Below are 14,440 nucleotides of genomic sequence, written 5' to 3'. Positions count from 1 at the left end.
TAAGCGAGCTCAGCGCTTCCTGGTCCGCAGGTAGTCGCCGACCACGGCGGCGCCGAGCCCGTCCAGATCCGGAGCGACGACGCGGCCGCCGGAGCGGCGCGCGATCAGGTCGACGAACTCCGTGAGGCGCGGGTCGTCCCCGAGCCGGAACACCGTCACCGACGCGCCCAGCTTCGCCATCCGGTCCACTTCGGACAGGGTCTTCAGCAGGGTCCTCGGCTGGGGCGGGTAATCGAAGTCCGCCGTGCCGTCGGGCTCCAGATGAGCCGTCGGCTCGCCGTCGGTGACCATCAGGACCACCGGCTGCGCGTCGGGATGCCGCCGCAGATGCCGTCCGGCCAGGAGCAGCGCGTGGTGGGCGTTGGTGCCCTGTTCCCAAGCGCCTTCCAGGCCCACCAGTTCGGCCAGTTCGACCGATGTCGCGTAGCGGCCGAAGGTGATCAGCTGGAGAGCGTCGTTGCGGAACCGGGTGCTGATCAGCTGGTGCAGCGCGAGCGCCGTCCGCTTCATCGGCAGCCAGCGTCCTTCCTGCACCATCGACCACGAGGTGTCCACTAGCAACGCCACCGCCGCGCGCGACCGATGTTCGGTCTCGATCACCTCGACGTCGGAGACGTCCATCCGGACCGATCGCTCCCCCACCGAAACCGAGCGCAGGACGGAGTTGCGGACCGTCCTGGAGACGTCCCACGGCTGCATGTCCCCGAACCGCCACGGCCTGGTCGCGCCGGTCGGCTCGCCCGCGGCCCCGGCGGACTCGGTCTCCCGCTGCCCCGTCTTGCCGCGCAACGCGTTCACGACGTCCGCGAGCGCCGTCTCGCCCAGCCGTCGCAAAGCCTTGGGAGACAAGCGAAGCGTGCCATCGGGAGCACGTTCGAAGAGCCCTTGCCGGCGAAGCTCGCGTTCCAGTTCGGACAGCCGCCGCGCGTCGACACCGGCGTCCGGTCCGAGCTGGCGTTCGAGCGCGTCGACGTCGATGTCCTCCAGCCTCGCCCCGGGATACGACTGGCCGAGCTGTTCGGCCAGCGCGTCCAGTTCGGCGAGATCGGACATCGCCCGGGCACCCTCGCCGAGGCCGAGCGGATCGTTGCCGCGGAACCGTTCCGAAGACGTCCAGTCCTCACCGGGCCGCAACGCCCGCAGCTGAGCATCCAAAGTGGACAGTTGCTGCGCGAGCCGAGGGTCGCCGAAGGCCTGCTGTGACAGCTCGGCCAGTTCGGCCCGCTGTTCCGGGGTCATCGAATTCAGCATCCGCTGCGCGGCCGCGGCGCGAGCGGCGAGGACGTCGATCAGCTCTTCGACGTTCTTCGGGTTCTCCGGGAAGAACTCGCCGTGCTCACGCATGAACTCCGCGAACCGCTCCGGGACGTCCTCACGGCCCTGGGCGTGCGCGGCCAGGAGGTCGTTGAGGTCGGCGAGCATGCGGTTCGCCTGCTCGGCCTGTTCCGGTCCGGCGTTCCGCAATGCCTCCTTCATCCCCTCGAAACGGGAATCCAGCAGCTCGCGGCCGAGCAGGTCACGGATCTTCTCGTAGTTCTCCCTGCCCTCTCGCGAACGCCAGTCGTACTCGGCGAGTTCACGCACCGCCGCCGCCGTTCCCGGCGGCAACGCGTCCAGCTGCGCCTCTCGGAAACGGGCGTCGTCGTCCGGATCGGGGAACAGCTCGCGCCGCTCGGCTTCCAGCGCCTGATCGAGCAGCCGCTGGACCTCCTGGAGCGTGCCGTCGAGCCGGTGCCGCCGCTGGATCTCCGACCGGCGCTGCCAGAGCCGCCTGGTCAGCTCGTCGAGCCCGGCGGTGCGCGGAGTGCCGCGCCGCAGCAGCTCTTCGAGCGCGGACCGGGGCGAGGCGCCCGCCATGACGTCGCGGCCGATCTCGTCGAGCGCGTCCCGCAGATCCGCGGGCGGTGCCAGCGGATCAGGGCCGTCGTGCCACGGCCCGTACGAATAACCCTCCGGCTGTGTCATCGCCGCCTCCGCGGGAAAAAGTACGTCGGCGGGAAACTCATCGGCCGTAGACGGTGGTCGAGTCGTCCGAGTCCTTGGCGAGTCTCCTCGACAGGAACAGGGATTCCAGCGCCAGTTCGACCGCGGCCGCGATCCGTCCCGCCGGTTCGTCCGGTGCGACGCCCGCACGCGCGGCGACGTCGTGCAGCACGGGCAGTTCCGGCAGCGCGGCGAGGACGTCCTTGCCGGGGACGCGTTCCCCGGTGGCCACCAGGTGCCCGGACTCGACGGCGTCGGCCAGCGGGAGCAGGTCCAGGCCGGCGAACCGCGAACGGGCCGTCTCCGCGACCGCGCGGCGCAGCAGGTGCACGAGGTGTTCGGTCTCGCGTCCCTCCTCCCCCGGCTCGAATTCCAGCTTGCCGCGCAGGACGGCGGGCACCGCGTCGAGGTCGACAGGGCGCGCCACCGCGGGTTCCTCGCCGGTGAGCGCGGACCGGCGCAGCGCCGCGGCGCCGACCGTTTCCGCCGCCGCGACGGCGAACCGGGCCGAAACGCCGGACCGCTGGTCGATCACCGGCGACTCGCGCAGGTTCCGCACGAACCGGGCGAGCACCTCCAGCAGCGGCTCGCCGACCTCGGCGACCAGACGCGCCTCCTGCCGGACGACCGCGATCTCCGCCTCGACGTCGAGCGGGTAGTGGGTGCGGATCTCGGCGCCGAACCGGTCCTTGAGCGGGGTGATGATGCGGCCGCGGTTGGTGTAGTCCTCCGGGTTGGCCGTCGCCACCAGCAGCACGTCCAGCGGCAGGCGCAGGGTGTAGCCGCGCACCTGGATGTCGCGTTCCTCCATCACGTTCAGCAGCGCGACCTGGATGCGCTCGGCGAGGTCCGGCAGCTCGTTGATCGCCACGATGCCGCGGTGGGCGCGCGGGACGAGTCCGAAGTGGATGGTCTCGGGATCGCCGAGGCTGCGGCCTTCCGCGACCTTCACCGGGTCGACGTCGCCGATCAGGTCGCCGACCGAGGTGTCCGGTGTGGCCAGTTTCTCCGTGTACCGCTCGTCCCGGTGGCGCCAGGTCACCGGCAGGGCGTCACCGAGCTCGGCGGCCCGGCGGCGCGACTCCGGGGTGATCGGGTCGAGCGGGTGCTCGCCCAGCTCGGCACCCTCGATGACGGGCGTCCATTCGTCGAGAAGTCCCGCGAGGGTACGCAGCAGCCGGGTCTTGCCCTGACCGCGTTCGCCGAGGAGGACGACGTCGTGCCCGGCGAGCAGCGCGCGCTCCAGCTGCGGCAGCACGGTGCGCGAGAAACCGACGATCCCGGGCCAGGCGTCTTCGCCGGCACGGAGCTTGGCGAGCAGGTTGTCGTGCAGTTCGTGGTTGATCGACCGCGGCAGGTGACCCGCCGCGCGAAGGTCCCCGGCGGTCCGGGGCAGGTTTGCGGGAACATCGTTCACCCGTTCGACGCTACGTCGCGGATGTGGCCGCTGTCGACGTGAAGCAACTCCAGGTCCGCATCAACCGATCGGTTGAGGGATGTTCAAAAGATCGGTCGATGTGGCGCCGGCGCCCGCCCGGGAGGCTTGATCCATGCCCAAGAAACCACCGGTGCCGGAAGACGAACTCGGCCACCCTCGCGTCCGCACCGCGTTCCTCCGGATGAAGGTGCTCGTCAGCTGTTACGTCGGCGTCAGCGTCCTCGCCCTCGTCGTCGCGTACCTCTGGCGGGACCGGCCGGATCTGGTGACCGACCTCGTCTGGGTCCGCGGCGAGGGCGTCCTCGTCGCGTCCGTCGTGCTGCTCCTGTTCGTCCTCGGGACCGCGCGCGGCCGACGCGGCGCGTACCTGCGGCTGCGGATCGCCTCGGCGGCCATGGTCGTGGCCATCGCGGTGCTGATTTCGCTCCCCGGCGTCCTTCCGGTGTGGATGCGGGTCGAACAAGGACTCTGCGGCCTCGTCCTGATCGGGGTCGCCGTGATCGCCAACGGGTCCCGGATGCGGTCGTTGTTCACCCGCTGAGGAGAGGAGAAGTCAAGCCGGGGTTAACCCGCCCATTTCCTGGTTTCGCCGGAAGCACGACTAAAATCAGTCCGGTGTGCCGTCCTAGTGCGACCCTCGCGGTCTGGTCTTCGGCGTGGCTGAACGGAGCCGCGGCCTCCGACGACGTCCTTGACGCCCTGCAGGTCTGGGGCGAAGCCCACGACTTCGTCGCCGCGGACGCGGCGGCCGCCGAGGCGTTCGACCTGCCGCTCGCGTTCAACCGGGCCGCGACTCCGGTCCAGCTGCTGCTCGCCCTCCGTTCGCAGGGGGCGAAGAGCATGCAGCTGCTGCTCCCGGTGCCCGGCGACGTCCGGGGGCTGGGCGGCGGCGGGCAGTTCGCCGCGGCCGCGCTGCGGACCGGCGAGGCCGTCGTGCTGCCGGATCTCGGCTACGGAGTGGTCCCCGAGGCGATCGCCGAAGGTCTCATACGGTGGACCGTGTACTCGGTGCCCATGCCGGGGGTCCTCGAGTACCGCCCGCTGGGCGAGGCCGAACACGGCCTGACCGACGCGATCCGCGCGAGCGCGGGTGCGCTGCAGGCGCTCGACGTCGCCAGCGAGCGGCCAGGGGTACGGGCGGAGCTCTCGGCACGGCTCCGCGCGGCCACCGACGCGCCCTGGCCCGCCGGGATGCCCAGCCGGGCGTTGCGGGTGCTCCAGCGATCCCAGGAGATCGCGGCGATCCTCGCCATCGCCGAATCCGACGATCCGGGCGGCGCGCTCTCCTCCTCGGCGGCGCTTCGGCGGGCGGAAGCCTTGCGGCCGCTGACCGAAGCCGTCCGCAACGCCCGGTGCGCGGCGATCAACGAAGCGGTGCGGGTGTTCGCCGAGCAGGCGGACAGGCACCCGTAGGTCAAGACCACGAAGGCGGAACACTCGCGATCTCGCCCTCGGGAGTCATGCCGAACCTTCGCAGTCGCTCCGCCTCGCCGACAGCTTGCTCGACTCCGGACTGCCGATCTTGTCCCCACCTGCCCCGTGTCCGAGGGCGGTCACGTACTCCTGAACAGCCGGTCCAGATGCACGTCGATCGCGGCGAGCGCGTCCTGGGGCTCGATCACGTCGAGTTCGATCAGGGAGGTGAAGCCGGTGAGGGCGAGGAGCAGGTTGGTCTCGGTCGCCGGGTCGCGGCCGGAGTCGATGTGCCCGTCGGCGATCGCCTGGCGGACCAACCGCTCGACGAGGGCCCGCCCTTGGACGAGGCCGCGGCGCGCCTGCTCGTGCACGGCCTCGTCGTGCAGCGCCTCTAGGACGTAGGCAGCGCTCATCCGGCTGGTCGCGCGGGCGTCGGCATGCAGGGGGAGCATTTCCGCGAGCGTCAGCCGCAGCACGTCACGGGGGTGCGGACGGTCGCCGAGCTTTTCGAGCCCCTGGTGTACGCGCACCGAGGTCTGCTCGGACGCGAAATCCATGGCGAAGGAGAGCATGGCGGTCCGGGAGGCGAAGTAGTGCTGCAGCTGCCCGAGTGACATGCCCGCCTCCTGCGCCACCACGCGCATCGTCAGCTGTGTGACGCCGCGCTGCTCTATTACCCGCCACAGTGCGCGGGCGATCGCTTCGCGGCGTGCGTGGTGATCCACCTGTTTCGGCATCGCCGGCCCTTCCCTCGTACCCCGGGACTGTTCCAATACAGTTGACATAATACACCTGACCCATAATCCTGGGGGCCGATCGAGGGGAAGGAATCGTCATGTCCGAACAGCCGAAGGTGCGGACCACGGAAGGCGTGGTGCAGGGGCTCCGGCGGCAGGGGCACGCCGTGTTCCGCGGCATCCCCTACGCCCAGCCCCCGGTCGGAGCGCTCCGCTTCGCCGCGCCCGCGCCGCCGCACCGCTGGGAGGGGACGAGGCAGGCGGTCGAGTTCGGCCCCGTGGTGCCGCTGTCCCTGCCGATCGACGTGCCCCCGCAGGGCACCGACTGGCTGACGCTCAACGTCGGCACTCCGGACCCCGGCGCGGCGGGACTGCCGGTGCTGGTGTGGATTCCCGTGGGCGGCTATCTCTCGGCGGCGTCGAGCGACCCGATGTACGACCCGGCGGCGCTGGCCGAGGCGGGAGTCGTCGTGGTGACCATCAACTGCCGCGTGGGCGCGGAGGGATTCGCGTTCCTCGACGATGTGCCGCCCAACCGCGGATTTCTCGACCAGATCGCGGCGCTGGAGTGGGTGCAGCGCAATATCGCCGCCTTCGGAGGCGACCCCGGCCGGGTCACCGTGGGCGGGGTGTCCGCCGGGGCGGGCTCGGTCGCCGCCCTGCTGACGATGAAGTCCGCGCGCGGCCTGTTCCGGCGGGCCATCGCCCATTCGGTACCGGGGCTGCACAGCACCCCCGCGCTGGCACGGCAGGTCACCGCCACGTTCGCGGACCGGCTCGGCGCGACGGCCCCCACCGCCGAGGCCCTGCGCGACATCGACCCATGGCACCTGGCCGCCGAGCTCACCTCGTTCAACGCCGGCCTCCACGCGCACCGGGAGAGCTGGGGACGCCTCACGGAGACCGGCACCGCGCTGTGCCCCGTCGTCGACGGCGAGGTCCTCCCGGAAACGCCTTGGGCCGCGCTGACCGGTGCGCGCGCGAGCGGGACCGAACTGCTCGTCGGCCACACCCGGGACGAATTCCGGTACTTCAGCGTCGTGAGCGGACGGTACGGCACCTTCACCGAGGAGGACGCCCGCGCAGCCCTGGAACTGCACGCCCCGCGGCCGGACGGCGCGCGGGCCTACCGTGCCGCGTTCCCGCAGGCAGGCCCGGAGGAACTGGTGGAAACGCTGTATTCCGACGCCCTCTTCCGCATACCGTCACAGAAGCTGGCCGAGGCGAACGCCGCGGCCGGCGGCACCTCGTACCTGTTCGAACTGTGCTGGGTCGCCCCGGCCCTCGGCGGCATCCTGGGCGCCTGCCACAGCCTCGACGTGCCCCTGGCGTTCGGCACGCTGGACAGCCCCGTCGGCACCCAGCTCATCGGCGAGGTGCCCACTCCCGAAGCCGTCGCGCTCTCCCGCGAACTCCAGGAGGCATGGGTCCGCTTCGTCACCACCGGCGACGCGGGCTGGTCCGCCCACCGGCCCGGCGGGCACCTCACCCGCGTCCTGGACACCGAGTCGAAGACTCTGCCCTATCCCGAACAGGCATCCCGCCAGATCTGGGAAGGCCACTCCCCCGCCCCGTTCGATCTCGTAGTTGCCCGGGGCGGCTCCTAAGACGGTTGACGGTCGATACCGGTCACACGGTCGCGGTGTGCTTCTTCTGGATCTTCTCGGCATACCGGACGGACCACAGCGAAAGCCCGCCGATCACGGCGAGCAGCAGGATCACGCTGAGCCCGTTCATCACGTCGGCAGGCAAGGTGTAGACCAGTGGCACCCGGACCGCGGCTTCCAGCAGCAGCGCCGCTCCCCACATCGCCGACATGCGGGTGAACGCCCGCCGGAAGGCGGGGACCTCGTCGCCGAGCCGGTCGATCTCCGCGCGTTTCGCCGCGCTGGAACCGGCCCGCACGGCGACGAGCACCATGGGCGTGCGGCTGAAGCAGCTCAGCAGCAGCACGATCGCCGCGGTCGCCGTGGCGAAGGATTCCTTGAGCAGCAGGAATTTCGTGTCACCGGTGACCAGCGAGAGCACGAGCCCGACCCCGAGCACACCGGCCAGCAACGCGGCGAAGCCGTCGAAGGACCGGTCGCGGACGGCGACCCACGTGATCCGCGCCGCGGCCGCCCCCGCCCCGGCCAGCAAGGAGACCTGCTCACTCTGTCCGGTGAGCCGGAGCCCGTAGTAAGCGGCGAGCGGAAGCGCGACGTCCCAGAGCAGCAAGGACACCATGGGATTCTTGGCGGTCACGAATCCGTCTCGCAGCCGGCCAAGAATTTCAGGACACGCGTGTTCACCTCGGCCGCGGATTCTCCGGCGATCGCGTGGGTCGCCGACGGCCACAGTTCGACCTGTCCCCGCACCAGGAGCTCGCGGGCGCGGGCGGCGGCGCGTTCCGGGTCGTGGATGACGCTGCGTCCGGCGATCAGGGCCAGCACGGGCATCCGCAGCGAGCGCAGCTGCGCGTCGGTGAACAACTTCGGCGACGGCAGGGCGATGCGATAGGTCCGCATCCCCTCGTCGATCACCCGCGCGACCGGATCCGTGGCGTCGACTTCCGCACCGCCGGAGATCCAGTGCAGGAACGACGGGCGAGCCCACCGGTTTATGCCGGGGATGGCGGTGAGGGTGGCACGGACGACCAGTCCCGCGGTCAGCCCGCCGAAGGTCAGCACGGGGTCGATCGCGGTGAGCGACCTCAGCCGCTCCGGCGCCCGCACCGCGAGGTTGGCGGCGAGCCAGCCACCGAACGAGTACCCGATCAGGTGCACGGACGGCAGGCCGAGTTCCGCGAGCACCGTACTCAGCCACGCGGCCTGGTCCGCGCCGTCGCGGATCGGGACGGTCTGTTCGCTGCGGCCCGGCTCGCCGATGAGGTCCACCGCGTAGACCTCGCCGTGCCTGAGCAGCGCCGTCAGGTTGGGTTCCCACATCACCGCGGTACCCGCACGGCCGGGCAGCAGCACGATCGGTGTCCCGCCCGGCCGCCCGAACCGGTACACGCGCGCCACCCCGAACGTCGTCTGGATGTCGTGCACACCGGCCGGCGCGGGCAAAGCCGCCAAACCTCGGTCGTAGACGGCCTCGTACTCGGCTCGCGCCGCCGACGAGGCGAAACCGCCCACCTTCATTCGCACCCCTCCTCTTACGGTACGATCGGATTGTAAACAGTTGGTGAGATGTTGGCAATCTGATCGGACTGCCAAAAGGAGGAGTGCGTGCCCAAACGAGTCGATCACGAGGATCGGCGGCGGCAGATCGCCGCGGCCGTTCGCCGCATCGCGGCCGACCGGGGGCTCGAAGGGGTCAGCCTGAACGAGGTCGCCGCCGAAGCCGGGATCTCGAAAGGGTTCGTCCAGCACTATTTCGCTTCGCGGGACGACATGTTGCGCTTCGCGGCGACCACCTTGCGCGGCGGACTCGAAGAGCGCATCGCCCCACCCGAGGGCGAGCTTCGCGTGCGCGACCTGCTCGTCGCCCTGCTCCCCCTGGACGACGCGAGCCGGGACGACGCGCTGGTCGCCAACGCCTTCCTGGCGCGCGCGCTCAAGGATCCGGAGATCGCCGGGCACTTCCGGACCGGCCACGGGATGCTCCGCGAGGCGGTTGCGGCCCTGCTCGCCGCCGCCCAGGCGGACGGCGATCTCGTTCCCTCCGTCGACCCGGCCGCCGAAGCGGCCCTTCTGCTGGCCTTGGTGGCCGGATTGGGCGACGCGGTACTACTCGGTTACCAGTCCGGCGACGAGGCCATCGCCCTGATCGATCTCCACCTGACGAGGATCGCCGCCCGATGACCGCTTCGACGGCCGATCTGGTGAGCAACGGCCAGCGGCGAACCGGCTACGGGCGCGCGGGCCTCTTCGCGGGCTCGCAGCACCCCACCGCGCAAGGCGCCCCGTTGATGGTGCATCCGGCCGCCGGGAACGGCGACAGCTTCCGCGCCGGCGCCCCCTCGGTGTGTTCCCGGATCAGCTCGACGACGAGTTCGGCGAAACGCGGGTCGGTGTCCGGCGTCGCGGCCCGCGCGAAGCCCATGCCGTGTTCCGCGGCCCGCTCGGCGGCCTCGTTGTCGAGGTCCCAGATCACCTCGAGGTGATCGGACACGAAACCCACCGGGCAGACGACCACCGAAGTGACGCCTTCCGCGTGCAGCGCGTCGATGTGGTCGACGATGTCCGGCTCCAGCCACGGCACCTGCGGCGGGCCGGAACGCGACTGCCAGACGACGTCGTAAGTCTCGATCCCTGCCTCGGCCGCGACGAGCCGGGCGGCCTCGGCGATCTGGCGCGAGTAGCGCCGTCCGCCTTCCGAAGGCGGCCCGGACGCGGTGTCCGCGGACTCCGGCACCGAATGGGCGCAGAACACCGTCCTGGTTCCGGGCCGGTTCCCCAGCTTCGCGTGCGCGGACCGGACGGCGTCGGCGAAGGCGGCGATGAACAGTGGGTGGTCGAAGAACTGCCGCAGCTTCACCAGTTCCGGCGCGCCGTCACCGACCGACGCACGGGCACGCTCGATGTCCTCGTCGTACTGACGGCAGGCGGAGTATCCGCCGTACGCGCTCGTGGGGAAGACCAGGACGCGCCGGGCGCCCGCCTCGGTGATCTCGGCCAGCGTGTCCTCGACCATCGGCCGCCAGTTGCGGTTGCCGAAGTGCACAGGCAGTTCGATCCCGGCGGCCGCGAGTTGCTTCTCGACCGCGGAGATCGCGTCCCGGTTCAGCCGGTTGATCGGCGAGACCCCGCCGAAGTGCTGGTAGTGCTCGGAGACCTCGAGCAGCCGTTCCCGGGGGACTCCCCGGCCCCGCGTGACGTTCTCCAGGAACGGCATCACCTCGTCGGGCCCCTCGGGACCACCGAACGAAAGCCAAAGCAGCGCGTCGTAACCCACCCCGCCATCTTGCCGTTGTGGCGCTCCGCACGCTGACCCGGCCCATTTTGAACCGACCGATCCAAAACCTGGTACGGTCGCTTTCATGGCCAGGCCGAAGGAATTCGACGAGCACGCCGCGATCGGGCGCGCCATGGACGCGTTCTGGGCACGCGGCTACGAAGGCACGTCGACCCAGGCCCTCTGCGAAGCCACTGGCCTGGGCCGAAGCAGCATCTACAACACCTTCGCCAGCAAGCACGCGCTGTTCATGCGGGCGCTCGACCACTACGCCGAACGCGGGATCGTGGCCAGGACCGCCTTGCTGAAGGAATCCGGGACCGGCGTCGAACGGTTCCGCGCCCTGTTCGCGTACACGATCGACGAGGAAGTCGAACATCCCGGACGGGGCTGTCTCGTGGTCAACACGGTGGCCGAGTTCGGCGAGCGCGATCCGGAGGTCAAGGCACGGATCGACGCCGACACCCGGCGGCACCTCGCTCTTCTTTCGGCCTGCGCCAAGGAAGGACAACTCGACGGGACGATCGACAGCGGTCGCGACCCCGGCGCCGTCGCCGAGTTCGCGCACAGCACCGTCGCCGGGCTCCGGCTGATGTCCCGGCGCGGCGCCGGACGGGCGGCCATGGAGGCCGTCGCCGCCATCGCACTGGACGCGATCGCCGCGAAGTAAGACCTGGAACGAACACCGTGCGCAACGCTGCCCACATTTTGGACTGATCAATACAAAACTGGAGGGATTTCCCGTGCCATTGGCGGTCTGCGTACTCGGATTGAGCGTGTTCGCGCTCGGTACCTCCGAGTTCATGATCACCGGCCTCCTACCGGGGATGGCGGCCGATCTGGACGTCGGCATCCCGGAGGCCGGGCTGCTCATCTCGGCCTTCGCGATCGGCATGGTCGTCGGCGCTCCCCTGCTCGCGATCGCGACGCTGAGAGTTCCGAGGCGCGCCACCCTGATGGCGCTGCTCGTCGTCTTCGGGCTCTCGCACGTCGTGGGCGCGCTGGGGTCGGGGTACGCCCTGCTCTTCGCGACGCGCGTCGTCAGCGCCGTCGCCTGCGCCGGGTTCTGGGCGGTCGCGGCGGCCACTGCCGTCGCGCTGGTGCCGGTCGAACGCCGCGGCCGCGCGCTGGCCATCCTGGTCGGCGGGCTCACCGTCGCGAACATCGCCGGCGTACCCGCCGGGACCTTCCTCGGCCAGCACGCCGGCTGGCGGGCGGCCTTCTGGGCGGTCACGGCACTGACCGTGCTCGCACTGATCGGGGTCTTCGCGCTGGTCCCGGAGACACAGAACGGCGAAGACAAGACCTACGTCGCGACCGAACTACGGCTCTATCGCGGCGGCCGGTTCTGGCTGGCCCTCGGCGTGATCGCGCTCGCGCAGGCGATGATCTTCGCGACCTTCAGCTACCTCGCGCCCTTGCTGACCGAGGTCGCCGGGCTGCCGGAAAGCTGGGTGCCGGGCGTGCTCTCCCTGTTCGGGCTCGGCGCGCTGATCGGTATCACCGCCGGCGGCAGGCTCGCCGACGCGCGACCGTTCGCGACCCTCTACGGCGGCCTCGCCGTCGCCCTGCTCGCCCTGGTGCTGCTCGCGCTCTCCGGCCCGGCGACCCCGGTCGCGATCTTCGCCGTCTTCCTGTTCGGCGTCGCCGGATTCGGCATCAATCCCGCCTTGAACGTCCGCGCCTTCGCCGTGGCGGGCAACGCGCCCACGCTCGTCGGCGCGAGCACGACCGCCGCGTTCAACGTCGGCAACACCGTCGGCCCGTGGCTCGGCGGCGAGTCGATCGACGCCGGCCTCGGCTATCCCAGCGTGGCGTGGGTGAGCGCCGGGCTCGGGGTCGCCACCGTCGTCGCACTCACCTTCGCCGCCGGCGTCCAGCGCACCGACGACACCCGTCTCATCCACGAACCTGTTACCCAGTAAGGAAAATCATGTCCGAACGAACCAGGGCCACCCTCGACGAGTTCTTCCGCCGAATGTCCACAGGGGACCGAAACAGCGCCACCGAACTCTTCGCCGAGGTCGTCCGGTGGGACATTCCCGGCGCCACCGACCTCGTTCCCTGGATCGGCCCCCGGCGGAACCGGGCGGAGATCCACGAGTTCTACGACCTGCTCGACAAGGGCCTCATCCCGGATCGGTTCGACGTCGAACGCGTCCTCGTCGACGGGCCGCACGCGGTCGCGATCGGCCGCCTGCGCTCGACCATCCGCGCCACCGGAAAGGTGATCGACTCGCCCTTCACCATCCAGTTCGAGGTGGACGACGACGGCCTGATCACCAAGTACCTGCTGCTCGAGGACTCCTGGCACGTCGCGAACGCCGTCCACCCCTGATGCGTGTGAAGGCCCCCCTTCCCTCGGCTCGACCGAGGGAAGGGGGGCCTTCACACGCATCGAGACCTAGAAGCCGGTGGCGTGCAGACCGCCGTCCACCATGATCATCGAGCCGGTGGTCGCGGGCAGCCAGTCCGACAGCACGGCACAGACGGACTTCGCCGTCGGGTCGGGGTCGGAGCTGTCCCAGCCGAGCGGAGCCCGCTCGCCCCAGCCGTTCTCCAGGTCCGCGAAGCCCGGAATCGACTTCGCGGCCATGGTCTTCATCGGGCCGGCGCTGACCAGGTTCACCCGGATCCCCTGCGGGCCCAGGTCGCGGGCCAGGTACCGGTTCACCGACTCCAGCGCCGCCTTCGCCACGCCCATCCAGTTGTAGGCGGGCCACGCGACGCGCGCGTCGAAGTCCATGCCGACGATCGACGAACCGCGCGAGAGCAGCGGCAGCGTCGCGACGGCCAGCGACTTGAAGGAGTACGCCGACACGTCGACGGCCACCTTCACGTCCTCGCTCGGGGCGTCCAGGAACGGCGCGCCGAGGCAGGACTGCGGGGCGAACCCGATCGAGTGCAGCACGCCGTCGAGCCCGTCGACGTGCTCACGCACCCGGTCGGCGAGCGAGTCGAGGTGCTCCTGGTTGGTGACGTCCAGCTCCAGCACCGGCGCCTCCTCGGGGAGACGCTTGGCGATGCGCTCGACGAGCGACAGCCTGCCGAAGCCGGTGAGCACGACCTTCGCGCCCTCCTGCTGCGCGATCTTGGCCGCGTGGAACGCGAGCGAGGCGTCGGTGATGACGCCGGTGATCAGCAGGCGCTTGCCTTCGAGCAGTCCTGGCACGGGACCTCCAGTCCGGAGTGGTTTGCGATCGGTACGGGGAAAACGGGGACGTCAGTGGCCCATGCCGAGGCCGCCGTCGACCGGCAGCACCGCGCCGTTGACGTAACCGGCCTCGTCGGAAGCGAGGTAACGGACGGCGGCGGCGATCTCCGACGGCTCGGCGTACCGGCCGGCGGGAACCTGGGTGAGGATCTCCTTCTTGCGATCCTCGCCGAGCTCGTCGGTCATGTCCGTGGCGACGAAGCCCGGCGCGATGACGTTCGAGGTGATGTTGCGCGAGCCCAGCTCACGCGCGAGCGAGCGGGCGAGACCGACGAGGCCCGCCTTGCTGGCCGCGTAGTTGACCTGACCGGCCGAACCGCTGAGGCCGACGACGGACGAGATGAAGATGAAGCGGCCCCACTTGCCGCGCAGCATGCCGCGGGAGGCGCGCTTGGCGACCCGGTACGCGCCGGTGAGGTTGGCGTCGACCACGCGGGTGAACTGGTCCTCGCTCATACGCATGAGCAGGGTGTCCTCGGTCATCCCGGCGTTCGCGACGAGGACCTCGACCGGGCCCTGGTGCTCCTCGACGAGCTTGAAGGCGGCGTCGATCTGTTCGGCGTCCGTGACGTCGGCCTGCACCCCGAAGAGACCTTCGGGCGCGCCGGATCCGCGATGCGTGATCGCGACCTTGTGGCCCTGCGCCGCGAGGTCCTTCGCGATCGCCAAACCGATGCCGCGGTTGCCGCCGGTGACCAGTACCGACCGTCCCACAGAGCTCTCCTCGCCTCGTCCTGTCGAGCTGACGGCACTGAGGTTATCGGCTCGCCG

The 14,440-nt window shown here is 70.5% G+C and carries 15 protein-coding genes; 7 read left to right on the top strand and 8 right to left on the bottom strand.

What is annotated here, in order from left to right; genetic code table 11:
* Positions 1–9 precede the first annotated feature (9 nt).
* Both ACIRGA_RS20335 and ACIRGA_RS20330 read right to left on the bottom strand, forming a co-directional pair.
* Positions 10–1,965: a VWA domain-containing protein gene (locus ACIRGA_RS20335; protein WP_400943048.1), complete on the bottom strand. Its 1,956-nt coding sequence runs from the start codon at positions 1,963–1,965 to the stop codon at positions 10–12.
* Positions 1,966–2,002: 37 nt separating this feature from the next.
* Positions 2,003–3,400, bottom strand: coding sequence for an ATP-binding protein (locus tag ACIRGA_RS20330; protein WP_400943046.1), 1,398 nt, complete (start codon positions 3,398–3,400; stop codon positions 2,003–2,005).
* 133 nt (positions 3,401–3,533) lie between these two features.
* On the opposite strand from ACIRGA_RS20330, the gene ACIRGA_RS20325 reads away from it, so the two are divergent.
* Complete coding sequence (locus ACIRGA_RS20325; protein ID WP_400943044.1) at positions 3,534–3,962, top strand: hypothetical protein; 429 nt, start codon at positions 3,534–3,536, stop codon at positions 3,960–3,962.
* A gap of 74 nt (positions 3,963–4,036) precedes the next feature.
* Complete coding sequence (locus tag ACIRGA_RS20320; protein WP_400943042.1) at positions 4,037–4,834, top strand: hypothetical protein; 798 nt, start codon at positions 4,037–4,039, stop codon at positions 4,832–4,834.
* Positions 4,835–4,974: 140 nt separating this feature from the next.
* Here ACIRGA_RS20320 and ACIRGA_RS20315 read toward each other — a convergent pair whose 3' ends face one another.
* The gene (locus ACIRGA_RS20315; protein ID WP_400943041.1) at positions 4,975–5,574 is read right to left on the bottom strand and encodes a TetR/AcrR family transcriptional regulator; all 600 of its coding nucleotides are present in this window, start codon (positions 5,572–5,574) and stop codon (positions 4,975–4,977) included.
* 98 nt (positions 5,575–5,672) lie between these two features.
* Here ACIRGA_RS20315 and ACIRGA_RS20310 point away from each other — a divergent pair, with 98 nt between their 5' ends.
* Positions 5,673–7,181, top strand: a complete 1,509-nt coding sequence (locus ACIRGA_RS20310; RefSeq protein ID WP_400943040.1) for a carboxylesterase/lipase family protein — start codon at positions 5,673–5,675, stop codon at positions 7,179–7,181.
* 22 nt (positions 7,182–7,203) lie between these two features.
* Here ACIRGA_RS20310 and ACIRGA_RS20305 read toward each other — a convergent pair whose 3' ends face one another.
* Positions 7,204–7,818, bottom strand: a complete 615-nt coding sequence (locus ACIRGA_RS20305) for a VC0807 family protein (RefSeq protein ID WP_400943039.1) — start codon at positions 7,816–7,818, stop codon at positions 7,204–7,206.
* Positions 7,815–8,699, bottom strand: coding sequence for an alpha/beta fold hydrolase (locus ACIRGA_RS20300; protein WP_400943038.1), 885 nt, complete (start codon positions 8,697–8,699; stop codon positions 7,815–7,817). Before ACIRGA_RS20300 ends, ACIRGA_RS20305 begins: the two co-directional genes overlap by 4 nt.
* An 87-nt stretch (positions 8,700–8,786) precedes the next feature.
* Here ACIRGA_RS20300 and ACIRGA_RS20295 point away from each other — a divergent pair, with 87 nt between their 5' ends.
* Entirely contained in the window at positions 8,787–9,362 is a 576-nt protein-coding gene (locus tag ACIRGA_RS20295) for a TetR/AcrR family transcriptional regulator (RefSeq protein WP_400943037.1), read from the top strand.
* 46 nt (positions 9,363–9,408) lie between these two features.
* On the opposite strand, the gene ACIRGA_RS20290 is transcribed toward ACIRGA_RS20295, so the two are convergent.
* A complete protein-coding gene (locus ACIRGA_RS20290) occupies positions 9,409–10,455 on the bottom strand; it encodes a ferrochelatase (RefSeq protein ID WP_400943036.1) in 1,047 nt (348 codons plus the stop codon).
* Positions 10,456–10,540: 85 nt separating this feature from the next.
* On the opposite strand from ACIRGA_RS20290, the gene ACIRGA_RS20285 reads away from it, so the two are divergent.
* The 3 genes from ACIRGA_RS20285 (at position 10,541) to ACIRGA_RS20275 (ending at position 12,793) form a co-directional block, all read left to right on the top strand.
* On the top strand, positions 10,541–11,125 hold the full coding sequence (locus tag ACIRGA_RS20285) for a TetR/AcrR family transcriptional regulator (RefSeq protein ID WP_400943035.1): 585 nt from the start codon (positions 10,541–10,543) through the stop codon (positions 11,123–11,125).
* 73 nt (positions 11,126–11,198) lie between these two features.
* Positions 11,199–12,380 carry a Cmx/CmrA family chloramphenicol efflux MFS transporter gene (locus tag ACIRGA_RS20280; protein WP_400943033.1) on the top strand — a complete coding sequence of 394 codons (1,182 nt, stop codon included), beginning with the start codon at positions 11,199–11,201 and terminating at the stop codon, positions 12,378–12,380.
* 8 nt (positions 12,381–12,388) lie between these two features.
* On the top strand, positions 12,389–12,793 hold the full coding sequence (locus tag ACIRGA_RS20275) for a nuclear transport factor 2 family protein (protein WP_400943032.1): 405 nt from the start codon (positions 12,389–12,391) through the stop codon (positions 12,791–12,793).
* A gap of 66 nt (positions 12,794–12,859) precedes the next feature.
* Here ACIRGA_RS20275 and fabI read toward each other — a convergent pair whose 3' ends face one another.
* Positions 12,860–13,627, bottom strand: coding sequence for an enoyl-ACP reductase FabI (gene fabI, locus ACIRGA_RS20270; RefSeq protein WP_400943030.1), 768 nt, complete (start codon positions 13,625–13,627; stop codon positions 12,860–12,862).
* A 51-nt stretch (positions 13,628–13,678) separates the two neighbouring features.
* Positions 13,679–14,383, bottom strand: a complete 705-nt coding sequence (gene fabG / locus ACIRGA_RS20265; protein WP_400943029.1) for a 3-oxoacyl-ACP reductase FabG — start codon at positions 14,381–14,383, stop codon at positions 13,679–13,681.
* Positions 14,384–14,440 lie beyond the last annotated feature (57 nt).

Origin of the sequence: Amycolatopsis sp. NPDC102389, from assembly GCF_044765885.1 — a bacterium.
Lineage (GTDB): Bacteria > Actinomycetota > Actinomycetes > Mycobacteriales > Pseudonocardiaceae > Amycolatopsis.
Note: the sequence above shows the minus strand (reverse complement) of the source record. Positions and strands in the feature narration are given on the sequence as shown.